The sequence below is a fragment of the Enterobacter cloacae complex sp. 2022EL-00788 genome, from assembly GCF_026627565.1.
GTDB lineage: Bacteria > Pseudomonadota > Gammaproteobacteria > Enterobacterales > Enterobacteriaceae > Enterobacter > Enterobacter pasteurii.
Window position 1 is genome coordinate 242,990 of record NZ_JAPNMC010000007.1, and the last position, 26,168, is coordinate 269,157.

The window sequence follows — 26,168 nt, forward strand, 5'->3', positions numbered from 1 at the left end:
CTCACCGTAAACCGCTGGTGGCTGCCTTCTTAAAGGCGGCACGGAGTAGTTTTCCCCATTTTAAGATAGCCGCCGAAAGGCGGCTTTCTCACATCTAAGACCCCTTTCGGCATTACAACGTTAAGGAGTCTTTATGAACGCACCAACCATTCTCACCGGCGACCGCCCAACCGGCCCGCTGCACCTCGGCCACTTTGTCGGATCGCTGCGCCAGCGCGTGGCGCTCCAGCACACCCACAGCCAGTTTGTGCTGATTGCCGACCTGCAGGGGCTGACCGACAACGGCAGCAACCCGCAAAAAATCCGCGATAACATTCCCGAAGTGCTGGCCGACTACCTCGCCGCCGGCATCGACCCGAACCTGACCACAATATGCCTGCAGTCCGCCCTGCCCGCCCTCGCCGAGCTGACGATGCTGTATATGAACATCGTCACCGTTGCCCGCGTGGAGCGTAACCCGACGGTGAAAAACGAGATTGCGCAGAAGGGCTTCGCCCGCTCGCTGCCGGTCGGGTTTATGGCCTACCCCATCAGCCAGGCGGCGGACATCACCGCGTTTAAGGCCGAGTGCGTGCCCGTCGGCGACGACCAGCTGCCGATGATTGAGCAGACCAACGAGATTGTGCACAAGATGAACAGCCTGCTGCCCGCCCCGGTGCTGCGCCACTGCAAGGCGATGCTGAGCGACACCAGTCGCCTGCCCGGCATCGACGGCAGCGCCAAGATGTCGAAATCGCTGGGCAACACGCTGCACCTTTCGGCCAGCGAAGAGACCATTCACCGTGCGGTCAGCGCCATGTACACCGACCCGAACCACCTGAAGGTGAGCGACCCGGGGCAGATTGAGGGGAACGTGGTGTTTACGTACCTCGACGCGTTTCATCCGGACAAGGGCAAAGTGGCGGCAATGAAGGCGCACTATCAGGCGGGTGGGCTGGGTGACCGGGCGTGCAAGAACGAGCTGGAGGCATGCCTGCAGGAGCTGATTGCGCCGATGCGGGAGCGGCGGGTGATGTATATGCGTGATAAGGGCGAGCTGATGGCGATGCTGAAGCGCGGGACCGAACGGGCGCAGGGGGTGACGCAGGCGACGTTGAGGGAGGTGAAGGTGGGGCTGGGGGTGCCGGTGTTTTGAGAGTGTGAGTTAAGAGAGTTGGCGGTGGAGTGTATGGTACCGGCATGAAGCCGCTAACTCTTTTATTACGGAAATCAGCGAGGCGCAATAAATTCTGAAATGCATTATTAACCAATGTCGTTTGTCACTCTGTTGAGAGAGCTATATTCATAGACTCTTTATATATTAACCGACTCGGCAAATGCTATGAGCAAGTTTATTATTTATATGCTGAATATATTTTTTGTGGCTATGTACTGACTATACTTCTCATTTCTTTGATTAGTTTTGATAACTGGGAGGACCGCACAATCGCAATAATGTTCATATGAAGTAGCGCACAGCTTATCGCAACATTACTGAATCGAGTACTTCCTCATAAGATACATATTTTAGGAGGGATAGTTGAACTGGCAGAAGGGCCGCTATTAGTTATTGGAGCAATTGTGTGTCTGGATGTGTTAGAACCTGGCCGATGAAGATTATTGGAATGTTTGCGTGGGTTATTTTTATGATGTTTAGGCCATCATTTACGAAAAGAGATTAGTAATGATAATTCCTGCCCACGCATACGAAACGCTGGCGGGCAAGTTCAATATAACGTTATGCAGCAGAGCCAGAGGTTGGACGTTCATTCCACGCATCGTGCGCTAACAAGTTACCGTCCTTGTACAAATGGGTAATCTTCTCATAATTAAATGCCACCTCCTCCATATGCCCCGTCCCCGGACAGCCTCGGGTGTCATACATTACTGGACTCACAGAAATGACCTTAACATTCTCGAGCGTGATTCGGTAATACTCCTCCTCTTGCCCGGAGTAGTTAATATGGTAAAACCTGAATTCTGCCTTTTTAAGGGCCTGACCCGTCGCTGCCGCTTTGAACAGATAGGGCGAAGAGCTGTCCAGTTCCTTGGTAAACTGAAACGGCGAATGTTGGCGAGTGCCGGTGACCTTTCCCGTTGCCGAGTCGGTTGGCAGGCTGAGGTTATGTTGTAATCCTCTTAGCTCTATACTTCCTTCCCTATGTACAACGTCACAAGAACCACAAATCATTGTGCCGCCGTCATTGGTTAAAAAGAGATGTACAGGTACGGCCATTCTATTGCTCCTTGCGTTTTAGTCGTATAACCATTTGCCCGCTTTTGCGGATTCGATAAGCATTCCAATGGTGAAATCAGGAACCATCACCACAGGGAATTCTTTGAATGGATTCCATGAAAAAGGCTCATCAGGATAGTAGGTGTTTATGTTAAAATTCCCTCTATCAACATCAAATTCTTTAAAAAAATCTTCCATTAAATCTTCTGCTTCAGTGACATCAAGCTGCATGTCAGTATCCAAATCCGTTTTTGCATTCAGTAATTTTTGCCTCTCTTCGTTATTCATCAGATAAACGCCATTATAGCGTCTGGCTAAGGCATAGATGCGCTGCTCAATATCCTCTACCATAGCTTGTCGTAGCCCCGTGCGATTCGATTATAATCACGTATTGCAGCATAGGTGATTAGTGATACATCAGCGACTAATATCACCATACCAACTAATGGAATTGTTCTTCCGATAAACGTGCTGATTTGTGAAACCATCCTACAGCGTACAGTCCATGGTGTGTAGCCGCCAATCCATGTCGGGAGCCTAATGCCATACGGGAACTTAGCTTGTTTAAAATAACGCCGCATGGCTTTCGAGGCTCGGGACGTTCCTTCCTTCGCTCCCGCGGGTTTCTTTCTGGTCTTCTGATTATTAGCACCGCTGTATAGCGCAGCAATTCCAGCGACGTCGTCAATACCAAAATGTTCGGCAATTGACTCACAGTAAATCATAAAGAAAAGGCCGCCAGCTGTAAGGTTTGTTCTCCCGGCATAAAAATATGTTCCATTTAGTTCTTCGGTTGTATCCATTCTTCCTCCGAGGATTGTTCCAGGAAGAGATAATAAAAGCCAATAAAAATTTATTTTGAGAGGCACAGCTTATTTCTTTAAATAAAAACAAACATTCATCTGAACACAACTATTCGTAGTTATTATTCACACTCACTATATGAAATACTGCAAAAAAAGAACTGTGGTGCCGGGTGCCTCCCGGTGAGCAAAGCCCGCATAATGACGTTACCCATAAATGATGCCCCGCCGCACAGGGAAATTCGCCACAAAAAAGTATATAAAAAGTGAATGATAAAAAGAGGTTCAAAGAGTTAATAACACGTCGGTTATTTAGCCACCACTCCAAATAAGCTCCAGCAACTCCCGTTTATAACTACAGCCTATCTTTATTACCCTCGCAAATACTAAAATAAGTTCCACTTTATTGCCCATCAATGAGATAATGTATCTTGGTTTTATGTCATCCTTTTTGAGTTAATAGTAATGCCTTACTTTGGCAGCAGGTCGTCAGCGCTCAGGGCTACACGGCGTAATCAAAAGACCATGTGACCCACTTTACCGACACGCTGTTCTGTATCGACGGCAATGGCACCATTGTCGATATTAACTGCCCTCTGTCCAACTTCTATTTTACGAATGCGGTCTTTCCCCTGCGCGCCATGCTGGAACGCGGGCTTAACGTTGGCTTAGGCACCGATATTGCGGGCGGCCATAGCCCTTCGGTATTTGATGCCTGCCGCCATGCCATAACCACCGGCAAAGCCCTGAATGATGGTGTCGATGCCCGTATCGCCGCTGAACAACGCGGCAGACCCGACTCGGCAATCAGCTTCCGGGAAGCGTTCTGGCTGGTGACCGACGGCGCGGGAGAGGTGCTTGACCTGCGCGTGGGCAAGCTGGCGGAATGATTGCCCGCTTAAAAGCGGGCCATTTATCTACCCGATGCTTTCTGCTTAATCTTAGAATAACGGGCGGTTAATTGTTTCAGGTGCATTTCTGCCTGCGCGCTTGCCGCAGAAGGTAATGGCTGGCCTTCGGCCGTTTTGGCCAGGATCCTCAGCTGTTCTTCTGCGGGTATCGCCTGGTTAAAGGATTGCATCGCGGAAAACACCACGGATTTCAGCTCGCTGACGGTCATGTATTTGCCCTTCTGCTCATCCAGCCCGTTCAGACGATCGCTCAGCTGCTTCAGCTTTGTCATCCCCTGATGCCAGCCTTCCAGATTTTCTGTCGGCAAAGCGCTGGCGTTAAGCTGTTGCTGCCACCGTAGCGCCATGGACTCAGCCTGCTTCGGCCACAAAGCCTGCGCCTGCTCCACAAGCTGCCTGCTGTAGGCAATATTCCAGTCCGGGGGAAGCGCATCCAGCCGGATTAGCTGCTGCTGCGTTGCTTTAATAAAGGACTCTGGTGACGTCAGGCGCTGCCGTGCCGCATCCCGCTGCGCAGGCGTGAGCATTGCAGGTAATGGCGCAAGGGTTGCTGCAAGCTGCTGCTCCTGCGGGTCAGGCCGGTTGAAGTGCTGCCACCCCCACACCGCGGCCGCGCCTGCCACCAGCATCGTGCACATCCCCGCCGCAAAAGATCCCCAGGGTTTTACCGGTTCCGGTCTCGCCACAACGTCGATATTTGGCTGAGACTCCGGCTGCGCCACATATACCCACCTCACCGGGTCGGTTTTTGCCGCCACGGGACTACCCAATGCAGCATTGTTAGATATTCCGGCAGCAGCTGTATGATGCTGAATGACAACGCCCGGTTCTGACGCATCATGGCTGTTTTCGAGCCTTACGGCACCGTTATGCATCAGGGTACGCAGGGTATCGAGCTGGCTCAGATGTTTAAGCTCAAGGCGCTGTAACGCCTCCCCGAGAGCCGTAAGCTGTTGCTCAGCTTGATAAAGCTGGCTGAGGTCACTGTAGTTAAGGGAAAGGGTTCGCATCAGCTGCTGCAAACGCTGGCTGAGCCCGCTGAGGATTTCCATGCGGGCATGCACAGGCTGCGGCCAGAGCGTTCCCCACTGGTGGCTTATGAGGGCCTCCAGTATTGCCAGCCCTTCATTCAGGCCGGGTAAACCGGCAAGCTGCGTACGGGCAAGCGTATACCAGGATGCGGTCTGAAGCTCGACACCATTTTGCTCAAACAGGGAGAGACAGAGTTTTTCCACATATTGCCAGTTCACATCCGGGCGCGCCGGATGAGTCAGCTTGCTCAGCTCATCGCGCAGGGCAGCATAATCCGGTAGCGTGCGCGGATCGCTGCCGGTTTTAATCTGACGGGAGGGGGTGCCATTCATGACCAGTTGTCCATTTAATGTCGGAGGGGGATTGTTTATGCAACTTCGCAGCTATCTGCCTTTCTATGGCAAAAGCCCCGCAATAACCTCAAAAAAAACCTCTTCATCAAACGTGCAGGCAGGCCCATTTTGCTGATTAAAAGTCCAGTGCTTAACGTGACCTGCGCGCATAAATAAACGCCCCAGCGCGGTGACGCGTCCCTGGGCATGAAGAGAAACTTCCACTCCGCCCGTCACGCCCTGAGCGTACAAAAACAGCGGGGTAAGTTTTATCATCCTGTTTTCATAACACAGCGAAATACCCGGCACCTTAAAAACCCGGCCTTCCACCAGCAGGTCGGAGAGCAATACGTCGGATAATTCAGGTGTGACGCCGGTACCCGCTAGCCAGCCGGAGATCTGTTCCTGAAGCTGCTCCATCCGGAGACGGAACTCCGCAATGTCCGCCTGGTTTCTGTTTTTACTGCCGCGTAGGGGTTCCTTCCGGGCCTGTAGTTTTGTGAGAAACTGCATTTTTGCTGACATGGTTAACCGTTCTTCCCTGTAACTCAGATCCTGGCCCTGCTGTCCAGGTACTGTTGTTGTTTAAGGTGCCGTAACAGCACCCTTCCTTCCGGCATAAACTCGGTGCCATAGCGCACCAGCCCGATGCCCTTCAGTTCAGCATCAATGGCGTAGCGCAGCTCGCCCGGCTGCGTCTGCTCAAGCAGGGTGACATTCAGGCTTTTCAGGCGTGGCTCATATTTCAGTAACACCCCTGACAGGGTGGCTATCAGTTGATGGGCGGTACCGGGCATTCCCTGGAGGATTTTCGTCATGTCCGGCAGGCCGTAGTCAGGCAGATGCGCCAGCGTGCCCGCCCGGCAGTTGAGAATGCGCTGCATGTTGTCCAGCACCGACAGGATGAGCTGGTTTTCTTCGCTGACGTGGTTCAGCTCCAGCCCGCCGGCCACGTTGCCGTACAGCATGTCATACAGGGAAGGACGCGGCATATCAGTTGCCCTCCACAGGTTTCAGCACCAGCCGGTTGTTACCCGCATCAATGATACGGGGTTTGTCGGGGTCAAGGTCATCCCGGGTGAGCACCACCCGCCAGGTATCATTCGCCTGGTCAGGCGCCAGGAACATTGCCGCTACCGCCACGTACCGTGCCGCGTCATCCATCGGCATATCCACCAGTACAGCCCCGCCGGGCAACAGCCGAATGTCTTTCTGCGCGACGATATCGGCTTTCAGTGCCTGGCTGTCGCGGGCAAACAGTGACGGATAGTCCGTGCTGTCAAAGGCCTGACGTTCCTTCAGCTGATAAATGCGCACCACGGTGGACAGCGGTATGCCTCCGGCATTGCTGTTAACCGCCTCGCGCGCGCGGATGTCCAGATGCAGCGTTTTCACCTGCCTGTAGAAAATGGATTTCGTCACGGCCACCGTGCCATCCGTCACCTTTTGTGTCAGGCCACAGCCTGACAGTGACAGGGAAAGCACTACAGCAGCCAGACAGGAACCGGTATTACCAGCGGTAATCGCCATCCTCATGAGTCTCCTTACGTTGATGATTTTCCTGAACCCGCTGATATCGGCCCAGACTGATAATGATCGGACGGGGGGTCCGTGACGCCCCCGCAGCCAGCGGTTTCATGATGGCTGTTCGCCCCAGCTGGGGGCTGTCCGGTGTCGTGCGGCAACAGATTTGTGCATCAGGTAGCAGCGCGCGATCCACGCGGAGCTGCATGCGAACGTCCAGGCGGCTTCCGAGATAAACATGCAGCAGCGCCAGAAGGTCAGCGTGCAGTCGCCCTCCGGGTAACCAGCCTTGCGCTTCACGGGCATCTCCGGTTGTGAGCTGCAACAGCACCTGGCCGTTCACATCCGTGGCATGGTCTCCCATTACCGGACGTCCTTTCAGGCTAACCGGCTGGCGCACGCTCATGGTCACCGGGGCGTTCAGCGGTATGCGGCGCCGGTCATGATGCCAGACTCGACCCTGTGTTCCGGGTGCCAGCAGGCTGACCAGCGATACCAGCCCTTCCGCCGTGCGTCCAGGCAGCAGCATCACCGGCAATAACGCCAGGAAGCGTGAAACCGGTGTGGCAATGTTCTGCGCACATCCGGGAATGCCGAGCCCGGCAAGCCCAAGCAGATACTGTGACGTTCTGTCCTGCCCGCCGGCCTCAAAAATGGCCGGGTACGAATATTTACGCCAGATACGGTAATACTGGGCGATAAGGCGATGGTTGAAGATATCGAGAAAATCCGCCGTCGCTTCATACCCCTCCCGCTGCTGCGCAATATCGTCAATATAGTGAGACGGCAGCGGCGATTCGACGCCGTAAAGCCCCATAAAGTTGATGCGTACGGTGGGCGGCAGATGCGGATGCTCAGGCGCTTCCGCCCCTCTGATTTCACCAGCGGGGAAGCCCATCCCGGGATGAGGACGGAAGCGCACCGGCTCCTGACGGACCTGCCAGCTGCTGCCGGTAACGGGCGCATCCGGCAGGCTTTGTTCAAGCAACTGGCCGAAACGGTAAAAACTGGTATACGGGAGGAACTCCCGGTACTGCGCAATCAGCCGGGCAGACGCGGACTGTGGTTCTCTTTCCACCGGATGCATTTTCCTTCAGGCTGAACGATAAGGGTAAGCTGGTTAAACTGGTTCATGTCGGCATAGAGCGCCAGGAAACGGTTGAGCATCTCGCCGAAAAGGTGGACATCACCCTCTCCTGTGAAACCGTTACCGTCGACCGTCACCTCCACATCCAGTCCCCTGAGCAGATACCCCTCCTCAAAGCGCTGGATGCGGTGGTGCGCCACCGCAAGAATGGCATCTAGACGACGGTTGTTCAGCTCATCCTCCTGCCAGTTGTAGAGGGCAAGCGTGCCGCGCAGCACGTCGGCGCTACTCATCATGTTGAGAAATCCAGTCCCCAGGTGGCTCATCACCCGCCAGTGAAAGCGATCCTCTGCCGGGGGATAGACCGGCAGGGTGGGCTTGCAGAGGTTGCGAACGCTCACCCGGGTCTGTAACGTCTGCTCGCAGCGGTCAAGCAGCGTGCTCTGAAGCGCTCTTCTGGGCAGCTGGCCGTTGGTGCCGGTGATGCGCAGGGATAACGTCTCCCGCTCTGCCATACTGACAGCCTCCTGTTGCTGTCCACCGAGGATCAGCCAGGTATCGTGCATGCCGGTGACGCCCCGCTTCACGCGGGTGTGGTAATAACGCTCTGGCGCCTCCTGGCGCAGCATGCCGCCCCGGTGGCGAAAACTGGTAAAGGGGACGTATTCCGCGCAGCCGGAACGCCCGGAGCCGGTCACCGAATCCACGGAATATATCTCCGTATGTCCATCCTGCACGCGTTTCGGACGCAGCAGATATTCACTCTCCAGGCCGCTGACGGTCAGCGGGTCGGCCTCAAGCGTGAAAAGGTTAATCACCGGCACACAGTGCAGGCGCAGGGCATCATCCGTCACCGGCAGGTCAGACGGCCACTGCTGATTCAGCACCACCTCAATATCAAACCCCGGTATACCTGCCGGCAGGGTGATGTTTTCCAGCCCGTTCATGTGAACGAACATAAACTTTTCCCGGAAGGTAAAATATTCCAGCAGCAGCTGGTAACCGCTGAAGGCGCTGTCGCCTTTGGGCCACAGGCGGTCCTCCTCCGCAAAGCCGCCAGGGGAAAACCAGGCGTCGAGGCGTATTCTGTCGGTCTGCCCCGGCAGGCGCAGGTACAGGGCCGCCTGACGTTTCGTCAACATCAGGTGTAGCGCGCTGCTGACCGGGGCTTCCGCCGCCAGGTACAGGCACAGGCGCTTCAGGTCAGTCTGCGACCAGTCCGCCTGTGTGCTGCAGGCAAAACGTATTCTCAGGAGCGAACGACCGTCCGGCTCCGTGGCCATGGTGACCTGTTCCACCGCCATGGGGTTGAGCGGCATATCGCGGGTGGTACGGTAACGGCAGACGGTATTTTTCGGACCCACGGGCCGGGAGCTGATTTCCAGCCCGGCGGGTACGATTTCGGCCATTTTCATTGCCGACAGCTGGGGCGTCAGGGCCACCACCGACAGGGAGGGAATGGTGCGCAGGTAATGCGGCCAGAGCATGCTGACCAGGCTTTCGGTGAGCTCCGGCAGGTCATCATCAATTTTCTGACGCAGCCGCCCCATGGAAAAGGCAAAACCTTCAAACAGGCGCTCCACGTAGGGGTCGGGTGTCCCGGCCTTATCGAGATCCAGCATCGCCGCCCGGTCAGGATGGGTTTGTGCGAACTCCTTTCCGGCTTCGCGCAGGTAGCGCATTTCGGCGTCAAAATAACGCAGGGTTAAATCGTCCATTTCGTTCCGGTTTCTCTTTCACTTTATCCACACAGTACCGCTGCACGGGCAGGGTCAATAGCAATCAGCCCAGCCAGTAACGTGTCCATCACAGGAGCCAGGCGGGTTTTATCGGCTTCACTGCGTCCGGCTTTCAGCCTGAGGAGCTTGAGGTGACGGGCGCGCACTTCGAACAGCAGTTCCGGCTCCCATTCACTGAGCGTCATCCCGCCAGCCTGTTCATCCAGTTTTGCAAACAGATGCACCGCCAGCTCATTTTTGCCGACCTGCTCAGCGACACGTCCCATCAGCAGGCGCAACAGCCACTGCTGGCGTGCTGTGGTAATGCCGGGCCGCTTCTGTAACCAGGAAAGCGCCGCATCCGCTCCTTCGCTGTCGGCAATCTGTAAGGCTTCCGGCTCCAGCGCCAGAATATCGTTATCCCCGGAGGCTGCCGCCGCTGTCACGGATGTCTCGTCCTGCCAGTGGACACCGCCATCCATCACCTGCTGGCGTATCCAGTTCAGCGTCACTTCATCCGCAAACGGCGTGCCGTCGTTAAAGCCCAGCGTCTCAAGGCCCGGCAGGCGGGTGAGCAGCCCCTTCAGGTCGTTCTGTACGATATCGGCAAGCGCTTCCTGCCCGGACTTCACCAGCGCCTGATGGCTATACCACTGTAAATCCAGCCACAGGTGGTTGGCTCCCCGGGTAAACATGCTGTCGCTCTGCTCCAGCAGCTCCAGCCAGCTTTGCTGCAGGTACAGCCTTTTCAGCAGCGCGCGCTGGTCCGGTTTAGGCGGCTCAATACGGGTTTTGCCATCTGCCGATAGCGGTGGTAACTGATGCAGGGTGTCGTGGCGGATGCTTTTCATCAGATGATGCCCTGCGAGCCAGCCGTCTGGCTGGTCACGCAGGTATTTCGCCAGCACCCTCGCCTGTGAGAGCAGGTCCTGTCCGGAGGTGATACCGGACAAGACGGGTGGGCTGCTGCCTGCAGCGGGAGCAGGCGTATCGGCCACGTTCTGGGGGACAATGGCATCGACACCGCCGGATTTCATCAGCCGGGCCTCGAGCGCCTGATACAGGCCACCCAGTTCCGGGCGGGAAGCATCGTCAGTGAATGTTTGCTCGGCCAGCCAGAGCGCACCGGCGATACGCAGGGTATCAGCCTTCGCCACCTCGGGATAAAGGGAGAGACTGTCCAGCATGCGGGTACTGCCCAGCCACGCCAGCGCCGCCATCCGGCTACGGTCGCGTAGCGGATGCAGTTGACTACCATAACGCTGAAGCAGCCCGGCCAGCAGCTCCAGGCCGTCCGCCAGACCGCTTTCTCCATCTCTGTGCAGACGGGCCCAGGTGTAGTACGTCGCCACGCGGATATCCTTGGCCGTCGTGGTCAGGACCTTTTCCGCAAGCTGGCAGACAAGCTCCGTATCAGCCCCGGAGAGCTTATTGACCTCTTCACGCATCTGCTGGAAGTCGTCATCGTAACCGGGGTCATCCCCGGCAGGATTGTCCGCGGCAACCGGCGCAAGCCAGTTGTCCCACAGGGCGATACGCGCCTGCGCTCTGGCCCCCGTCTCTTCTGCTGTGGCCAGACAGGCGCTGAGCAGGGAATTAATGGTCGCCATCAGTTGTCTCCTTCTTCGGTGATACCGGCAAAATCCATATCCGCCTGCGGGGCGGCGCTGACGCTGAAAATCGTATCCGGCAGAACAAAGTTACGCAGTTTTAGCAGCGCGAGCGGTCCGGCCCCCGCTTCCGTTCTCAAAATGTAGTTAAGTAACCTGCCGTCCTGCGCCTTCCAGCGCACGCTGAAGCTGCTGGCGGCACCTGAATAAGGCTGCACATCGGCTTCATCCAGCAGGCGGATAAGCCCCCAGCTTCCGGGCATATCGGCATACTGCCGCGTACCGGCCTGGGTGCTGATCCAGCTTAAGGCGGCACCCGGTGCCTCGGTGTCAGCAGGCCAGGTAAAGCGTTTCCAGGTGGGCATCTGGTTAACGTAGGTAAGCTTCTGGCCATCAATCACCATGTCCGTCTGCATGACTCCTGCCGCCGTCCCGGGGCGTAAATCAAAATGCAGACCGGCTTCACCATTGGTGAATACCACATCCGCAATCTGGCTCAGCGTATTGACCGCGCGTAAAAAAGCCGGGTTAAAATTCAGCCCCTGCGCATTAATACTGTCCGGCACCCAGCGGCTCCCTTCACGGTGTAAAACGCCGTTCAGGTTGCCCTGAAGGAAGCGGGCGATACGCCCGGAGTCGGCGTTGAGGTATTTCGCCAGCAGGGGAAGCGACACGTCGCTGCTGACATTTTTGAACGGATAACGTCCGCCAAAGGTACTGTTCCACTCATCCACCACCGACGCCCTCCACTGTGCGTTCAGGCTTTCCGCCGCCGGAGACAACACCTGCTGCCAGGCCTGCTCCATCGGCCGGACAAAAACAGTCTGGCCAAAGCCGCTCCACTCCTGGCCGAGCCCTGCCGCCATCAGGCTGCCGTAGTCGCGGGTGGTGGTTAAATCCACCGCCTTCCCCTGAAACACGGTTTGCGCCAGCGTCCGGGTCATGGCCTGCGGGTCGGAAGAGTTGGTGACCTGCTGCAGGCGCAGACGCACCTGCGTCACCCGGGTCAGGAAGGTCTTGAGGCTGAGCACGTCGCTGCCACCGCCCTGATTATCCATCAGTGCCAGCACCGGCCCGAAGGTGGCATCCAGCGGCCCGTGCGCAACAGCACTCTGGTCAATGGCCGGTTGCGTATCCCGGGAAAGCAGGTTTCTGGCGGATTTAACCAGCGAATCAGCCACCGCCTCGCCGGTTCTGCCGGTACGCCCCTGGACATTCAGGGTATTCATCAGGGCAACCAGCGGCGACTGACGCACATCCGCCATCAGCGTCAGCTGGTCAATGGCATCAGAGAGCGTTTCCGCTTTCTGCCAGCGCAGACCGTTGAGGAAAGCCAGCCAGGCGCCGCCGAAATCGGCAAAATAGCGTGCCGTCAGGCGCTGCCTGACCTCTTCCGGTGAAGCCTGCTGCTGCGATGTCTTGCCGCTGTCCGTTAGCACCCAGTCCATCTCTTCACGCCGCCCTTTTGCCACCCGATCAATGGCTGGCTGAACCGCCTCTTCCCAGGCCTTGCGGGTGAACATCCCGGGCACCACATCATCGGTAGTGAAGAGCCGGGCGGCGTCCGTATCGCCAGTCATATCCGCAAGACGCATGTCGGCATACTGGTGCGCCACCTGCGAGAGCATTTTCTGGTACAGCGTGGCATCACTGTTACGCACCCCCATCAGGCGGACCAGCAGGGTTCGGGCCTGACTGACAAGCCCGTCATTCGCTGGCAACTGCCACTGCGTATGCGCTGCAGACTGCGCGCCGTAAAAAGCCAGCGGATCCGGCCCCTTCGCCTGCCAGATCCCCTGTGCGACACCCTCACGCTGGGGCCAGTCCCGCATCAGTGTGCGGCTGAACCAGGCAGGCTCCATCCGCTGCGGGTATGCCAGCATCAGGTAGAGTTTGAGCTGGTCATATGCGGCTTTTGCCATCCGGCTGCGCTGCGGGCTGTCCGGCGGAAGCTGGATAAAGCCCTCAAGCTGCTGCTGAAGGTGCCCGGCGGCGGCATCACGCAGCAGAGGTAATGCGCCCTGCGCGTAGCGGGGTAACACCGCCGCCAGCAGGGCTGCGTTCTGGTTCATCCCGGCATGAAGGTACCAGGGCGCCCCGTGCGCCTCTCGGTATTGCAGGCGGGATATGGTTTTTTGCATTTCAGACAGCGCCTGCAACCGCCCGGCCTCAGGCTGCCGGGTGTCCAGCGTCCGCCGGACCTGCTCCTGTGCGTTCGAGACCAGGCTGCGGTTACCCAGAAAGGCAACCACCATGCCCGCCCCCCATAGCAGCATCAGTACAGAGACGGTGACCGCCAGCGCACTGCGCCAGCTGAAGCCCGGCCTGTGCGGGCGAAGCCCGGCGGGAAGCGCCTTTACCGTTTCCACGATAGCGTCCCAGCGGTTATCACGGCCCCAGTGGTGTTTTACGGTACGCTCGCCACCGGTGGTCGCAGGGCTGAACACCACCCCGGCCAGTGGCAACGGACGATAAGGGTTCAGCAACGCAGATAACGGCCCCGAAACGGAGGCGATGTCATTGCTGAGCCGGTCAGCCAGCGTCAACAGAAAATGGTGTTGCGGGGCATCGCAAACCTGCTGGATCCCCCGGGCGACCAGCCCCGGAACCAGCGCCTGCAACTGGCCGGCCAGCTTGTCCGGCTGGCATCGGGCCGGTAACAGGCACCCCACCGGCTGGGTGACACGCGCTGCATCGTCACCGGCCTGCTGAAGTGACCAGACGTACAGCGGCAGCCGCCAGCCAAGGCAGGTATAACGTGCGCTGATGCCCCGGGACAGCGTATCCAGCGCATCCCCAGTGAACGACGCAGACGACGCAGCACCCAGAGCACTGGTGACCAGAACCATGCTATCAGCAGGACGATGGCGAAGGCGACGCAGCGCAGTGAGCCAGGCCTGATCTTCCGGCTGCGCCGGATCTCCGCCCCAGAGCAGCAGGGTTCCCTGGTCTTCCTGCCAGTATTGTGATGTCAGCCCGGGCGTCAGTTGTTCCACATCGCTGACGTGGCCGGTGACCAGCAGGATTCGTACCCTGCGGCTCCAGAGCCTGCCGTACTGATGCCGCAGGGTCTGACGGATGTCGTTGACGGTGACGTTATGCGGAGGGGTCTGCACCAGCCGGGATTCATCGTCGGGCAAACCACTCTCCTGGCGGGCCTTGCGGCGATGTGCCAGTTCCTGTGCATATTTTTTGATGGCTGGCAGATAGCGGATAAACGCCAGTCCCAGACACAGGAGCACCAGTGCCAGGATTTGCTCATTGCGCGTCTCTATGCCCAGGCGTGCACCGTAACGGGTTATCAGCCACCAGATTGCCGCCACGCCGACAAAAACGATCCCGACCCGCCCGAGACGACCAAACAGACTACCCGATGTGTTCATCTTCACTTCCTGATGTGACGGTACTGATAAAGCGCTCTTCTCCGGAGGAGAACAACGTCAAAAGAGAGGGATTACCAAGGGTGACCAGATCGGCCGCCAGGGCGGTCAGCAACCATGGGGCCGCGGGGCCCGGGATACCGCACCACTTTTCCAGCAACATACGCCCGGCAGGATCCCACCCAGCACCATGTTCGCTCCCGACGGTCATGAGCGGTGCAGCAACCTTTTCCCAGTTGCAGCTGTCAGCCAGTACACGGGCAGTCCGGCAGGCAATAGTCTGGGTTTCAAGAAACAACGTGAGATCTTCTTCAAATTTGTCCATGTCCAGCAGCATCGGCCGCAACAGACGGGCCGGGTGTGGCAGACGGTATTTTTGCGCCACATCATCACTGGTCAGTAATAATGCGGCCAGTCCGTCGGAACAGGTGTCGCCGCCGCAAAGTTGCATTACCAGAATCAGGCTGACTGTCAGATCCGGCTGCTTCAGGCGCTCTTCAACCCATCCCATGGAAAAGACAGGCGTTATTGTGATGTCATCAGGCGCAGCGCGTTGTGGGAACAAGGATGTCCAGACGCGGGTAAAGGACTCAGATAATCCGGAATCGGGCAGATCGGTTACCAGCGTCACTTGCAATGGAAGACCTGAAGGCAACTGGCAAAGCGCATCTGTTATACCCACAAGCAGCTGATGCAAGGACTCATCTGCCAGATGAGAGCGGTCAGAGAGGTAGTCTATTTTCCTGATAAGACCGTACTGCAGCGGTAATGCATCGTGGAGGCAGCCCGCGGTAATCTTATCGGGTAAAAAAATACAGCTGCCAACAATCGCAAGATACCTTTCAGTCCAGGCTTCCCATTGTTTCTGGGCATGTTCAGCTTCTTTTTTCAAAAAATTATGTTCATCAACTTCTTTACCCCGCAGCCAGCCTCTCAGGCAAAGAAGAAACAGCCAGACTCCTGACGGTGCGAGGGAGACCATCCAGATATTGCATCCCGAAAGCGATTTCACCATACCGGAGGCGTGGATTAAGAATAATAAAATCCCGGCGATGGCCATCAGCACGCCAGTCAGCAACCACCACAACATGGACGGTGCCGGGGACAACTCCGTTGTCAAAGATTTCGCTCTGTTCCAGCCCATGGATTATCCTATTGCGCAATCCGGTGCACTGGAGATCACCTGGCATCCGCACTGGCATTTACATCCGTCCACCGCGATAGACTTATCGTCAGATGACCATTCGAGTGCGCCTTCCACGATAGGATTGGTACTATGTCCGGGTATAGGACAACTCACCATATCGCCAATCAGTGCAACTTTTTTGCCGTTAACAATCATGGTGGAGGATGCCGAAATAACTTCTCCGCCGTGTGTTGTTTTATCACCGAGTAAAACGAAACCTTTAGACATAAAACACTCCAGCATTAAAAATGCTTTGGTTAGTTATCCTTTGATTAAAAGCAAGCAGTACACAACAAAGATATGTTTAATTTATTATCTTTAATTTCTATTATTTAACTTATCACAAGCCAAAGATGATCCTCCTGTACAACTTTTCTGAAATAATAATCTTGCCTTTTGTTCATTTTTCTCAACTCCCTTCCCATCTAAATACATCACACCCAAAAAATACTCTGCCGCAGGATCGCCCTGTTTTACTGCAAGTTCAAACCAGAACCTGGCAGTTTTATTATCAACCGAGACACCTTCTCCATTTAAATACATATACCCTAAATTAGATTGAGATATTGCATTACCTCCTCTTGCCGATTTTTCGTACCAATACCTGGATTTTGAATAGCTTCGCTGGACTTCTGTACCATCATAATAAAAATCACCCACAGCAAGCTGAGCATCAACATTTCCAAGCCTTGCTGCTTTTTCATATAGTTTGAAAGCAGTGCCTATATCTTTCGGGGCTCCAAATCCTGAGCTATACATATTAGCTATAGTATATAGATCATCAGCGTTCGTTTCGGTGGCCAGATCAATGTTTGTTGGCTGGGAAACACAAGAGGTAGCACTGATAATAAAAAGAAAAAACAACAATCTCATTATCGCCTATACCTTTAACGTTAAAAAAATAAGTAAAGTCAGAAACAAGCATTCGCCTATTCACTAAGTGAATAGGCATATTGCCATCGTGTAGCGTTAATAACTTGGCGTAAATGTCAGCTCTCACCAGTTGCCGTAGGGGTAGGTTTTACCCTTGATAAATTCTTTAATATCTTGATCATATCCATATGAAAAATCACTTTTAGTCACGCCTTTACACATCTGCATTTTGTCACCGGATACGGTGGTGATTTTGGCATCCGACTGAGGGACCACCGGATCACCTAAATTATCCAGCCAGACACTTACCTTGCCGCCAGGGGCCAGACCAATCACCATCGTGTCACGATAATACGTCTCATCGGGACGATAGCTGTCGGTATATAACGTGGTCATCTGCTCCCAGGTCCCTTTTTTGAACAATATCAGGGTTTCATAACTCTTTTTATCGATGACCGAGTCCCAGCAAAAACGCAGCATCAGCGGCAGCGCCTTACCTTTGTTATAATACGACTGTGTCACCCCCAGATGGTCATTCCAGCGCCCTACGCTGACCTGACTTGGTCTCGTCGTATCAATATACTCGTAGGTAGTTTTGTAACCGGCACCGTCCACCATCAGCGCCTGAGTGGCCAGGGCGGGCAGTGCTTTGGGATAGATAAAGAGAAATTTCCATTCGTCGTAGGGCAGTTTTTTGTAGCCCCATTCGGTCTCACCCGGAGCAAGAGACGAAGTTTTTTCTGCGGTACATCCGGTCACTGACACCAGCAACAGTGCAGTAAAAATGAGTTTAACTATGGTCATATTGCCATCCTGTAGCGTTAATAACTTGGCGCAAATGCCGGCTCTCACCAGTTGCCGTAGGGGTAGGTTTTACCTTCGATGAAAGCTTTTGTCCCTTTGGTGTATCCATAACCATTAGGGAAATCAGTTACGCCTTTACACATCTGCATTTTGTCACCGGATACGGTGGTGATTTTGGCATCCGACTGAGGTACCACCGGATCTCCTAAATTATCCAGCCAGACACTTACCTTGCCGCCGGGGGCCAGACCAATCACCATAGTGTCACGATAATACGTCTCATCGGGGCGATAGCTGTCTGTATATAACGTGGTCATCTGCTCCCAGGTCCCTTTCTTGAACAATATCAGGGTTTCATAACTCTTTTTATCGATAACCGAGTCCCAGCAAAAACGCAGCATCAGTGGCAGCGCTTTACCTTTGTTATAATACGACTGAGTCACGCCCAGATGGTCATTCCAGCGTCCTACGCTGACCTGACTTTGCTCGGTGTTATCAACATATTCGTACGTCGTTTTGTAACCGGCACCATCCACCATCAGCGCCTGGGTGGCCTTTGCAGGCAGTGCATTGGGATAGATAAAGAGGAATTTCCATTCGTCGTAGGGCAGTTTTTTGTAACCCCATTCGGTCTCATCCGGAGCAAGAGACGAAGTTTTTTCTGCGGTACATCCGGTCACTGACACCAGCAACAGTGCAGTAAAAATGAGTTTCACTCTGGTCATATTGCCATCCTGTAGCGTTAAAAATTAGACGTCAAAACGTTGTCGTTTTTTACTGCGTTATCATTTAACCGCTGCTGATCGTCCATATACCATACGGAACGCACCCAGTGGTCATTGGGTTTATTCGGGAAGACAAACGCCTTATCTTCTTTGGGACCGAAACGATGAATAAATATCTCTCCCGTTTTAGGATCCACCCATAAATTACGGTCGGACTCGATATTCCATTTGGCGGAGCAGTGGGTATATTTCCCTATAAGCAGCCGTTCTTCTTCAGTAAAGGCCTGAGGCTCCTGTCCCAGACGTACCGCTTTTCCCTGGGCGATGGCTTTATCACAAAGGGCTTTCAACTCTGTCGGCAATGAATATTTTTCATCCCCTTCCTGGATTTCATAGAACAATACCCCCGCCTCCTGAGCCGCATCAAGCATCACCCGCAGGCAGACGTTGGCCCATTCATTGGGAACGGCCATGCGCTCAAAAAACACGGCGGCTCCCACCTGTTTTTGTATTGTGCCATTCCGATGTTGATTGCTGTTTATCACACCAACGGAGCGGGTTTTAGTGGTGATTTTCCCGTGAGGCAAAATGTGCTTTAAGGCAGGCAAAGACATCAGCATTTCTCTCGCTTTCTCCGCCTTACGATAGACTCGCGTATCGGTTTCTCTGGTATCGTCGCTGACGATTTCAAATTCAGGGCAGCTCAGAAACAGACTTTCATTTTCCTGCAGAGGTGAGCCCACCGGATTGTACCCCCCGCCAATGTCTGAATGCGCTCCCGGCAGCGCAAGCTCAGGCCACATACCCTGAATGCTGTTCAGGCTGAAGTTATACCGGTATTCATTCATCGCGGTGATCTGGAAAACTTTCTTCGCAACAGAAGGACGCAATTCCAGTTTCACTCTCGGATTGCTGCGGCCATTAATATCGAAGAAATTACTGATCCCGCCAATGGCCGCCACGGTATCGAAAAGTCCCAGGAAGCGAACTTCACCGGAAGGCTTACCGTCGTAAAAGTCCCCCCTGAGCCCTTTCGCGATCACGCTGGCTATTGCAGGATCCTGTTCCATCACCCGGTTGGCAAAGTGCCGCGCCGCCGCCGCCCCACGGCTAAAACCAAAGACATCAAACTGAATTTTTGCAATACAGAAATCCTGTTGGACATTTCGCTTCATAAAAGCTAAAAGTTCGCTGGCGATCCCTTCCATTGCCTCGTCAGTTTTCGTCACCACACCTTCAAACATATCCAGAATACTGGTGCCCAGCCCCATGCCAATGGCCGAGTCTGATTCCCCCGCCGCGGTACCTATCCCTGAAATGTAGGTTTTGATTTGAGCTGACGTCTGCTCTTCCTTAAGTGCCTGATCTGGCAAGTAGAGAGTATTCAACCAGTGAATATTTGAATAATATCCTCTGTAGCTGCCATTCGAGAGGCTGTCTTTATTGATGGCTTCAAGAAAGTCCTCACAGCTTTGCGCATCGTTTTGATTCACACCCTGGCTGGGAGCACTGCACTCATTAAATTTCAGCAGGCGAGATGCGGTATTTTCACGATTATTCCCTGTACCATCGAAAAACACACCGATGGTTAAGGTCACACCGCGTACTGGCTTTTTCTTTGCGACAACCGTTTTCCAGTCATTATGAATACTGGTTTTATGGGTGGCATCTGTTACGTCATACCCCTGGTATTTTGTCATTCCGCCTCTCCGTTAGTTTTTACCTTACCGAACTCAACTTTTATCGATGACGGAATTGATGTATTGACTGGCGCTGTTTTGCCATTTTCATCAGTAATTCCCTGTAACACATCGCCCTCTACCGTTGTTATTCGATAAGGCGTTGACGGCTGCGGAATACCTTTATCATCGGTAAGAATAAAACCACCACCAAATCCTACCGGCATTTCGATCGGTGCGATATCAAGGCTGGCTGCGCCCATCTTTTGTACATTCGCGCTTTTCAGCAGAATATTTCCCGGACAACCCAGTTCGATATTTCCACCGCTTAGTTTGATATAAGCCCCGCCACACGCAAGGACCAGTTCATGTTGAGCGGAGACAGTCACTGTCCCTTCAGAACTTTGAATCTCAAGATCCTGTTGAGAGCTAACCGATAAAGCGTCACTTTGCGCCTGAATATTTACCTCGCCTTTTGCTGCCAGCAACTGCATACCCTGGTTATTTGCCAACAGACTGACGGCTTCCCCTGCTGCAACGGTGAACGACTGGCCAGCACTGATATCGGTGTTGTCTCCCGACATGATACCCACACTTTCACTTCCCGAAGCTATCCGCAGCGCCCTGGCACTGACCATACCAACTCCCTCTGGAGCATGCAGCAGCATGCCCGGTGCGGTGAGGTCACTTAAAGAGGCATTCAATCGTTGCTGACTACCGACATCCCCCTGAGTGGCCTTTGCAGAGATGGCAGCCTTTGCCATACTTCGAGCCAACGTTAATGCCTGCTCCAGTTGCCGGATAGCATCATCCATCTCCAGCATCTGTCCTTGCGCCTGAGGCTGTATATCCGCACTGATAAACACCCCTTTCCCGCCCCGGATACTTACCCAGTCATCCGTCCGCAGCTCAGCACCTTCCCCCCGAAGTGCTCTGGACGCATCCACATTGTGACCTAAGTTCAGCTGCGTCTTGCCCCCATATTCGGTACTGAGCTTGATATGTTCCTCACCCCGTTTGTCTTCCATCCGCAGTTTGTTAAACGCAGCAGTGCGGATCACATTTCGGGTGCTGTTCTTCTCCGTCACATGGTCAACATGGCGGGAATCATGCAGGGCATGGGCGATATAGGGGCGGTCCGGATCGCCTTCATGGAAGGCGATCGCCACTTCAGTACCCTGTATTAACGGGAAGTGAAAACCATATACGTCGCCGCCGTAAGGCTTCGCCAGACGCACCGGCATACTTTCCTGGCCCGGATTTTTGTCATCCAGGTCGGCATCAAATTTCACCCGGTACAGGCCTGATGCATTCTGCCAGGCGTAAATATCCCCTTCTTTTGCACTGGTCACTCGGGCGGTCATGGTGCCAGTGACTTTCGGGCGAGGCAGTAAAGGCGGGCGCCAGCAGATAACCTCACTGTAGGGTACACAGGTTAACTCTGCCAGCAGCGCGGCCTTCCTGCTACCGGTGAAGATAATATGCGTGAGCAGTACGGGTCCCTGTAACTGCGCGGGTAATGTCGGATGAATACTGTCAGTGATGGTCAGGACCTGTGCCGGTGAGAGGCTGGCATCGGTGCTTTTGCCGGTGATGGTAGTCTGCCCGGCCAGAAAACGTTCGTGATCGAGGCGGGCCCAGAAGTTAGCGGTCTCCGGTGCCGGGTCAATTTTATCGCCCCTTTCAGGGTGGCGCAGTTGGTAATGGTACACCTCACCATAGTTGATGTTGTCACCTTCACCGCGGGTCATATCTGCTGGCGCAGACATCAGGAGGTTCTGGGCTTCGCGGTGATTGTAGTCCTTTGTGGTGACACTACCTTCCACCACACGGTGCGCCACGTTTAGCGCCCACACCGAGTCAGCACCATTGTCACTCATGCCAGACGGACTGTTAATCGCCAGCGTTTTATCAAACATCAGCGCAGCCTGGGTGTCCCCGAAGTGGATAACTTCTGTCTGAGTATCCGGTTGCAGGGTGAAAAAATAGAAAATCCCCACTTCCGCCAGAAGACGCTGGATAAATGTCAGATCGCTTTCCTGATACTGATTAATCTGCTCACGTTTCGGGTACGTTTTTTTAAGCCTGAATTCAAACTCCCAGCCCTTCATACCGTGTTCAGTCAGAACCTGCTCCACCACCTCAGGTACTGATTTATTAACGAAGAAGCGGTGTGTGCGGAACTGTTTATCCAGCAGGAAGAGAAAAGGTTTAAGCGTGATCCGGTACTGTGTCTGGTCAGCTGAGCCAGAAATGCGTCTGAAATCAGTGATAATACCGTGCACTTTTTTCTGTTCAGTCAGGCTTTCCAGTAACCCGGTTCCCATCGTCAGGGTTACGGATTTACGCAGGAACCATGCAGCATCAAGATGTTTGTCCGTACTGGTAAATAGGATGTCATACCTGTAAATCTTACTTATACCTTCAATTCCGCTGAAGTCTTCAACATCCAGTGGTGACGGACAGGAAGGAATATCAAGCCTATAGCGGTTCAGTGTTCCCGCCCCGGATAACACGTTTTTCAGAGAGTCAGAGAGATTCATTATTTTTCACTCCATGAACCGATCTAAGAGAGTATTTGCAGTAACCATTGCGTTCGCTTTGGTCGGGCTGAACATCACTGTCTTTCAACTCGCCGTATGGTCTCACTGCCTCCATATCATTAAGCGGGATGTCGAAAATACACCCGTCGGCAATCTCTACCCCGGCGACCATGCTGCGCGGTGCATCCTTATGGCGCTCAGAGTTCAGGACATATCTGACAATGAACTGGCCTTTATCAGGAAAAGAATGGAATGAAGGCGGGATGCATAGCTGGCTGTTCACGATACGAAGCGTGGGATCAAATGTAATTTGCCGCTCCCTGAATCGGGTTCCCCTTGGATCGATGGAAATACTGACTGGCTGGTAGTCCTCTGGCTCCGGAACGCTGAAGCACACATTGTCACCACTTGTGCTGACCGTTGTTATTTCATCAGGCCGAAGGTAATCCCCGTGTCCGGGGCATCCAGCCAGTAACGTCAGGCTGAGCAAAAAAGCATACCGGCAGCGAAAGGTTATTATTTTCACCATGGGAACCCCCGCAACGTGCTGGAATACAGGTTGCGGACAACATACTCAGACATGTTTCCGTCAAGCGTGATATCGCCTGCTTTTCTCATATCACACCATGTTTCGTACCCTTCAACCTGCAAAGAAAAATGGTCGGCAATAATCTGTGCCTGCTGCTCCATGGGATATTCACTTAACAGACGTCCATCCAGGACATAACGGTAACTCACTGCCCAACTAATCAGGCCCCGTCCGATGACGTTCATTCCTTTTTCACGCTGCCAGACATGACTCATTTCGTGAATAAAAAGATGTTGCAGAAAAGGCACAGCAGACGCGTAATCATCTCTGTACCAGTGACGGAAATAAATCTCCCCGTTCGGGCTCATCGCCGTATTTTTGTCCTGAAGTCCAAAAGGAAGATAACTGTCATGGTGGATCCAGACCTTATGGTACGGGATCGTCGATCTGAATACTGACTTCGCCAGTGCAATCTCACCTGAAGTCAGTAACCGCAGCGTTCCTTCCTTCTCTTCCTTTTGATCAGCATTCTTTTTTTTATCATGGATGGTCATTGCTCACCTTCCTGCCGTAGCTCAATCACAATCCCCTCCTCCTCACGCCATCCCAGAGTCAGTGCCTGCGGTTTTCGCTTCGCCGCCATATACCTCAGAAACTGCTGGCTCAGCACCGGTAAAATCTGCTGGTTTAGCAGGCTGTCGATATTGCGCGCACCGGTATCCGGCAGCAGGCAGGCGGCGGTCAGCGCGTCGTACAGGCTCTCATCAATGGTCGTGCGGATACCGTAGTGACGGGCAAGGCGCTGTGAGACTTTGTCCAGCTTCATCGCCACGATGGTGCGCATGGCGGCCTCACTGAGCGGGCGGTAGAGCACCGTCTGGAAACGCGCCAGCAGCGCAGGCTGGAAGTGGTCGCGCAGCAGCGGACGGACAAGCTCGTGCAGGCCGGCCTCTGTCGCCTCCGGCTGTTCGTCCAGCATCTGCATGATGTGGTCGCCGCCCAGGTTGGAGGTCATCAGAATCACCGTGTTACGGAAGTCGATTTCACGCCCCTCGCCGTCGCGCATAAAGCCCCGGTCAAAGACCTGGTAGAACAGGTTCATCACGTCCCGGTGCGCCTTTTCCACTTCGTCCAGCAGCACCACGCTGTACGGGCGTTTTCTGACGGCCTCAGTCAGAATACCGCCCTGACCGTAGCCGACGTAGCCCGGAGGGGAACCCTTCAGCTGCGACACGGTGTGCGGCTCCTGGTATTCAGAGAGATTGATGGTAATCAGCGACTTTTCGCCGCCATAGAGCGCATCGGCGAGTGTGAGCGCGGTTTCGGTTTTCCCCGTCCCGCTCGGCCCCGCCAGCAGGAACACGCCCTGCGGCCCGTTCTCCGGCGTCAGGCCGGCTCTGGACGCGCGCAGGCGCTGCGCCACGGCGCTCAGCGCCGCATCCTGGCCCACCACGCGTTTACCGAGGTGCTCTTCGAGGCGTAACAGCTCCGTCTGCTCGTCCTTCATTAATGACGAGAGCGGCACGCCCGTCCAGTCGGCAATCACCGTGGCGACGGTACGCGCATCCACGTCCAGCCCCAGCAGCGGGTTGTCCTGCTGAGCTTCACTCAGTTGCTGTTGCAGGTCTGAAATCTCCGCCTGACGGGAGATATCTGCGCGGCAGGCCACCAGCGCTTCCGTGAGTTTCAGCTCCTGGCCGTACTGCGCCTCCCGTTCGTCGAGCTCCAGAATAATGCGGACCTCGTCCTGCTCGATGGCCGCCAGCCGCTCATCGTGGGTGAGGTTACCCACCGCGATATCCTCCAGCAGCGCCTGCTTCTCCATCGCCAGGGCCGTGAGCTGCGCCTTCATCCGGGTCAGCGGCTCCGGCACGGTGTCGAGGCTCATGCGCACGCGGGCCGACGCGGTGTCCAGCAGGTCAACCGCCTTGTCCGGCAGCTGGCGGCCTGTCAGGTAGCGTCTGGACAGGGTGACCGCCGCCCTGACCGCCTCATCGGTAATGTGCACCCCGTGGTGCTGCGCGTAGCGGGATTTCAGGCCCCGGAGCATCAGGCAGGCGGTGTCGTCGTCCGGCTCGTCCACCTTTACCATCTGGAAGCGGCGCTCCAGCGCGGCGTCGCGCTCAAAGTACTGCTTGTATTCGCTCCAGGTGGTGGCGGCGATGGTCCTGAGTTCACCGCGGGCGAGCGCGGGCTTCAGCAGGTTGGCCGCATCCGCGCCGCCCGCCTGGTTGCCCGCCCCGATAATGGTGTGGGCCTCGTCGATGAACAGCAGCACCGGGGACGGAGACTGCTGCACCGCATCAATGACGTTTTTCAGGCGCTGTTCAAACTCACCCTTCACGCCCGCCCCCGCCTGCAGCAGACCGAGGTCCAGCGTGCGCAGGCTCACCGCTTTCAGGGACTCCGGCACGTTCCCTTCGGCGATGCGCAGCGCCAGCCCTTCCACCAGGGCGGTTTTCCCCACGCCCGGCTCGCCGACCAGAATCGGGTTGTTCTTGCGACGCCGCGAGAGAATGTCCACCATCTGGCGGATTTCATTGTCGCGGCCGAATACCGGGTCTATTTTGCCCTCACGCGCGTTAGCGGTGACGTCAAGGGTGAACTTGTCCAGCGCGTTCTGCAGGGCCGGATTCAGTTCGCCCTCTTTCACCTCACCGCCGGACAGCGGCACGCTGCCGCCCTGCGCCAGTTCCTCTTCCTGCTGTACCACTTTGCGCTCGTCTGACTGCGCATCCAGCAGCGGTCGCAGACGCTCAAGCTGGCTCAGCCCCAGCGTCAGCAGCGGCCATAAGCCGTCGCAGCGCACCAGGCTCTGCCGGTCCACCAGCGCCATCAGCAGGTGCTGGCTGCGGATCTGCGCTTCGCCTGCCAGCGAGGCGCGCAGCCACGCGTCCTGCATCAGGGTCTGAGTGCTGTCCGAAAGCTGCGGGCGACCGCGCACTGAACGGGGCAGCTTCTTCAGAAAATTCAGCAAATCCTGCCATATCCCGTCCATATCCCATTCATAACGGCGGGCCAGCACCGTCAGGTCGCCCTCCCCCTGCTCCAGCAGCTTCAGCAGCCAGTGCTCGGGCAGGATTTCCGCATGGGCGCGGGTCTGGCACAGGGAGGCTGCGCCTTCCATCGCGCGGGCGCAGTAGGGGTTCAGACGACGTAACAGGCTGGCTGGATTTTCCATGAGGCTCTCTCTTTATCAGTTCCGGACACGCTACCG

General features: G+C 55.2%; 23 protein-coding genes. 2 read left to right on the forward strand and 21 right to left on the reverse strand.

Features of this window, described 5'->3' with window-relative positions; translation table 11 throughout:
* The first annotated feature begins 133 nt into the window (after positions 1 to 133).
* Positions 134 to 1,135, forward strand: coding sequence for a tryptophan--tRNA ligase (gene trpS / locus OWK27_RS13560; RefSeq protein ID WP_267590563.1), 1,002 nt, complete (start codon positions 134 to 136; stop codon positions 1,133 to 1,135).
* Between the two features lie 582 nt (positions 1,136 to 1,717).
* Here the strand turns inward: trpS and OWK27_RS13565 are convergent.
* Genes OWK27_RS13565 through OWK27_RS13575 form a run of 3 tightly spaced genes read right to left on the reverse strand, consistent with a single transcriptional unit; the run spans position 1,718 to position 3,018 of the window.
* Positions 1,718 to 2,215, reverse strand: a complete 498-nt coding sequence (locus OWK27_RS13565) for an Hcp family type VI secretion system effector (protein ID WP_267590564.1) — start codon at positions 2,213 to 2,215, stop codon at positions 1,718 to 1,720.
* Between the two features lie 18 nt (positions 2,216 to 2,233).
* Positions 2,234 to 2,566 (reverse strand): DUF1493 family protein, encoded by a 333-nt coding sequence (locus OWK27_RS13570; RefSeq protein ID WP_267590565.1) that lies wholly within the window; start codon positions 2,564 to 2,566, stop codon positions 2,234 to 2,236.
* Positions 2,560 to 3,018 (reverse strand): STM2901 family protein, encoded by a 459-nt coding sequence (locus tag OWK27_RS13575; protein ID WP_267590566.1) that lies wholly within the window; start codon positions 3,016 to 3,018, stop codon positions 2,560 to 2,562. Before OWK27_RS13575 ends, OWK27_RS13570 begins: the two co-directional genes overlap by 7 nt.
* Positions 3,019 to 3,545: 527 nt before the next feature.
* On the opposite strand from OWK27_RS13575, the gene OWK27_RS13580 reads away from it, so the two are divergent.
* Positions 3,546 to 3,908 carry an amidohydrolase family protein gene (locus OWK27_RS13580; protein ID WP_267590567.1) on the forward strand — a complete coding sequence of 121 codons (363 nt, stop codon included), beginning with the start codon at positions 3,546 to 3,548 and terminating at the stop codon, positions 3,906 to 3,908.
* 23 nt (positions 3,909 to 3,931) lie between these two features.
* On the opposite strand, the gene OWK27_RS13585 is transcribed toward OWK27_RS13580, so the two are convergent.
* The 18 genes from OWK27_RS13585 to tssH form a co-directional block, all read right to left on the reverse strand.
* Positions 3,932 to 5,293 (reverse strand): VasL domain-containing protein, encoded by a 1,362-nt coding sequence (locus OWK27_RS13585; protein ID WP_267590568.1) that lies wholly within the window; start codon positions 5,291 to 5,293, stop codon positions 3,932 to 3,934.
* Positions 5,294 to 5,356: 63 nt separating this feature from the next.
* The gene (locus OWK27_RS13590) at positions 5,357 to 5,818 is read right to left on the reverse strand and encodes a hypothetical protein (protein ID WP_267590569.1); all 462 of its coding nucleotides are present in this window, start codon (positions 5,816 to 5,818) and stop codon (positions 5,357 to 5,359) included.
* A 23-nt stretch (positions 5,819 to 5,841) separates the two neighbouring features.
* Positions 5,842 to 6,285, reverse strand: a complete 444-nt coding sequence (gene tssE, locus OWK27_RS13595) for a type VI secretion system baseplate subunit TssE (RefSeq protein WP_176608819.1) — start codon at positions 6,283 to 6,285, stop codon at positions 5,842 to 5,844.
* A 1-nt stretch (position 6,286) separates the two neighbouring features.
* Entirely contained in the window at positions 6,287 to 6,823 is a 537-nt protein-coding gene (tssJ, locus tag OWK27_RS13600) for a type VI secretion system lipoprotein TssJ (RefSeq protein WP_267590570.1), read from the reverse strand.
* Positions 6,804 to 7,904 (reverse strand): type VI secretion system baseplate subunit TssG, encoded by a 1,101-nt coding sequence (gene tssG / locus OWK27_RS13605; RefSeq protein WP_267590571.1) that lies wholly within the window; start codon positions 7,902 to 7,904, stop codon positions 6,804 to 6,806. The genes tssJ and tssG overlap by 20 nt, the downstream gene beginning before the upstream one ends.
* Positions 7,859 to 9,622: a type VI secretion system baseplate subunit TssF gene (gene tssF, locus OWK27_RS13610; RefSeq protein WP_267590572.1), complete on the reverse strand. Its 1,764-nt coding sequence runs from the start codon at positions 9,620 to 9,622 to the stop codon at positions 7,859 to 7,861. The genes tssG and tssF overlap by 46 nt, the downstream gene beginning before the upstream one ends.
* Before the next feature lie 23 nt (positions 9,623 to 9,645).
* The gene (gene tssA / locus OWK27_RS13615) at positions 9,646 to 11,232 is read right to left on the reverse strand and encodes a type VI secretion system protein TssA (protein WP_267590573.1); all 1,587 of its coding nucleotides are present in this window, start codon (positions 11,230 to 11,232) and stop codon (positions 9,646 to 9,648) included.
* Positions 11,232 to 14,615 carry an ImcF-related family protein gene (locus tag OWK27_RS13620; RefSeq protein ID WP_267590574.1) on the reverse strand — a complete coding sequence of 1,128 codons (3,384 nt, stop codon included), beginning with the start codon at positions 14,613 to 14,615 and terminating at the stop codon, positions 11,232 to 11,234. Before OWK27_RS13620 ends, tssA begins: the two co-directional genes overlap by 1 nt.
* The gene (locus OWK27_RS13625; RefSeq protein ID WP_267590575.1) at positions 14,599 to 15,756 is read right to left on the reverse strand and encodes a type VI secretion protein; all 1,158 of its coding nucleotides are present in this window, start codon (positions 15,754 to 15,756) and stop codon (positions 14,599 to 14,601) included. Before OWK27_RS13625 ends, OWK27_RS13620 begins: the two co-directional genes overlap by 17 nt.
* 3 nt (positions 15,757 to 15,759) lie before the next feature.
* Positions 15,760 to 16,026, reverse strand: a complete 267-nt coding sequence (locus OWK27_RS13630) for a PAAR domain-containing protein (RefSeq protein WP_267590576.1) — start codon at positions 16,024 to 16,026, stop codon at positions 15,760 to 15,762.
* Between the two features lie 90 nt (positions 16,027 to 16,116).
* The gene (locus OWK27_RS13635; protein WP_267590577.1) at positions 16,117 to 16,671 is read right to left on the reverse strand and encodes a tetratricopeptide repeat protein; all 555 of its coding nucleotides are present in this window, start codon (positions 16,669 to 16,671) and stop codon (positions 16,117 to 16,119) included.
* 123 nt (positions 16,672 to 16,794) lie between these two features.
* Complete coding sequence (locus tag OWK27_RS13640; protein WP_267590578.1) at positions 16,795 to 17,475, reverse strand: DUF2931 family protein; 681 nt, start codon at positions 17,473 to 17,475, stop codon at positions 16,795 to 16,797.
* 44 nt (positions 17,476 to 17,519) lie between these two features.
* Positions 17,520 to 18,200, reverse strand: a complete 681-nt coding sequence (locus OWK27_RS13645; RefSeq protein ID WP_267590579.1) for a DUF2931 family protein — start codon at positions 18,198 to 18,200, stop codon at positions 17,520 to 17,522.
* A gap of 17 nt (positions 18,201 to 18,217) precedes the next feature.
* Positions 18,218 to 19,900: a T6SS phospholipase effector Tle1-like catalytic domain-containing protein gene (locus OWK27_RS13650; RefSeq protein ID WP_267590580.1), complete on the reverse strand. Its 1,683-nt coding sequence runs from the start codon at positions 19,898 to 19,900 to the stop codon at positions 18,218 to 18,220.
* Positions 19,897 to 22,422, reverse strand: coding sequence for a type VI secretion system Vgr family protein (locus OWK27_RS13655; RefSeq protein WP_267590581.1), 2,526 nt, complete (start codon positions 22,420 to 22,422; stop codon positions 19,897 to 19,899). The genes OWK27_RS13650 and OWK27_RS13655 overlap by 4 nt, the downstream gene beginning before the upstream one ends.
* Positions 22,409 to 22,951 (reverse strand): putative T6SS immunity periplasmic lipoprotein, encoded by a 543-nt coding sequence (locus OWK27_RS13660; RefSeq protein WP_267590582.1) that lies wholly within the window; start codon positions 22,949 to 22,951, stop codon positions 22,409 to 22,411. Before OWK27_RS13660 ends, OWK27_RS13655 begins: the two co-directional genes overlap by 14 nt.
* Positions 22,945 to 23,505 carry a type IV secretion protein Rhs gene (locus OWK27_RS13665; protein ID WP_267590583.1) on the reverse strand — a complete coding sequence of 187 codons (561 nt, stop codon included), beginning with the start codon at positions 23,503 to 23,505 and terminating at the stop codon, positions 22,945 to 22,947. The genes OWK27_RS13660 and OWK27_RS13665 overlap by 7 nt, the downstream gene beginning before the upstream one ends.
* Positions 23,502 to 26,132: a type VI secretion system ATPase TssH gene (gene tssH, locus OWK27_RS13670; RefSeq protein ID WP_267590584.1), complete on the reverse strand. Its 2,631-nt coding sequence runs from the start codon at positions 26,130 to 26,132 to the stop codon at positions 23,502 to 23,504. Before tssH ends, OWK27_RS13665 begins: the two co-directional genes overlap by 4 nt.
* Positions 26,133 to 26,168 lie beyond the last annotated feature (36 nt).

What these genes read in the sequence shown, in the direction of transcription:
- trpS (WP_267590563.1), top strand. Translation starts at nt 134, where the DNA reads ATGAACGCACCAACCATTCTCACCGGCGACCGCCCAACCGGCCCGCTG.
- OWK27_RS13585 (WP_267590568.1), bottom strand. Translation starts at nt 5,293, where the DNA reads ATGAATGGCACCCCCTCCCGTCAGATTAAAACCGGCAGCGATCCGCGC.
- tssJ (WP_267590570.1), bottom strand. Translation starts at nt 6,823, where the DNA reads ATGGCGATTACCGCTGGTAATACCGGTTCCTGTCTGGCTGCTGTAGTG.
- tssF (WP_267590572.1), bottom strand. Translation starts at nt 9,622, where the DNA reads ATGGACGATTTAACCCTGCGTTATTTTGACGCCGAAATGCGCTACCTG.
- tssE (WP_176608819.1), bottom strand. Translation starts at nt 6,285, where the DNA reads ATGCCGCGTCCTTCCCTGTATGACATGCTGTACGGCAACGTGGCCGGC.
- OWK27_RS13625 (WP_267590575.1), bottom strand. Translation starts at nt 15,756, where the DNA reads ATGGGCTGGAACAGAGCGAAATCTTTGACAACGGAGTTGTCCCCGGCA.
- OWK27_RS13650 (WP_267590580.1), bottom strand. Translation starts at nt 19,900, where the DNA reads ATGACAAAATACCAGGGGTATGACGTAACAGATGCCACCCATAAAACC.
- tssH (WP_267590584.1), bottom strand. Translation starts at nt 26,132, where the DNA reads ATGGAAAATCCAGCCAGCCTGTTACGTCGTCTGAACCCCTACTGCGCC.
- OWK27_RS13590 (WP_267590569.1), bottom strand. Translation starts at nt 5,818, where the DNA reads ATGTCAGCAAAAATGCAGTTTCTCACAAAACTACAGGCCCGGAAGGAA.
- OWK27_RS13665 (WP_267590583.1), bottom strand. Translation starts at nt 23,505, where the DNA reads ATGACCATCCATGATAAAAAAAAGAATGCTGATCAAAAGGAAGAGAAG.
- OWK27_RS13655 (WP_267590581.1), bottom strand. Translation starts at nt 22,422, where the DNA reads ATGAATCTCTCTGACTCTCTGAAAAACGTGTTATCCGGGGCGGGAACA.
- tssG (WP_267590571.1), bottom strand. Translation starts at nt 7,904, where the DNA reads ATGCATCCGGTGGAAAGAGAACCACAGTCCGCGTCTGCCCGGCTGATT.
- OWK27_RS13645 (WP_267590579.1), bottom strand. Translation starts at nt 18,200, where the DNA reads ATGACCAGAGTGAAACTCATTTTTACTGCACTGTTGCTGGTGTCAGTG.
- OWK27_RS13640 (WP_267590578.1), bottom strand. Translation starts at nt 17,475, where the DNA reads ATGACCATAGTTAAACTCATTTTTACTGCACTGTTGCTGGTGTCAGTG.
- tssA (WP_267590573.1), bottom strand. Translation starts at nt 11,232, where the DNA reads ATGGCGACCATTAATTCCCTGCTCAGCGCCTGTCTGGCCACAGCAGAA.
- OWK27_RS13660 (WP_267590582.1), bottom strand. Translation starts at nt 22,951, where the DNA reads ATGGTGAAAATAATAACCTTTCGCTGCCGGTATGCTTTTTTGCTCAGC.
- OWK27_RS13570 (WP_267590565.1), bottom strand. Translation starts at nt 2,566, where the DNA reads ATGGTAGAGGATATTGAGCAGCGCATCTATGCCTTAGCCAGACGCTAT.
- OWK27_RS13635 (WP_267590577.1), bottom strand. Translation starts at nt 16,671, where the DNA reads ATGAGATTGTTGTTTTTTCTTTTTATTATCAGTGCTACCTCTTGTGTT.
- OWK27_RS13630 (WP_267590576.1), bottom strand. Translation starts at nt 16,026, where the DNA reads ATGTCTAAAGGTTTCGTTTTACTCGGTGATAAAACAACACACGGCGGA.
- OWK27_RS13575 (WP_267590566.1), bottom strand. Translation starts at nt 3,018, where the DNA reads ATGGATACAACCGAAGAACTAAATGGAACATATTTTTATGCCGGGAGA.
- OWK27_RS13565 (WP_267590564.1), bottom strand. Translation starts at nt 2,215, where the DNA reads ATGGCCGTACCTGTACATCTCTTTTTAACCAATGACGGCGGCACAATG.
- OWK27_RS13620 (WP_267590574.1), bottom strand. Translation starts at nt 14,615, where the DNA reads ATGAACACATCGGGTAGTCTGTTTGGTCGTCTCGGGCGGGTCGGGATC.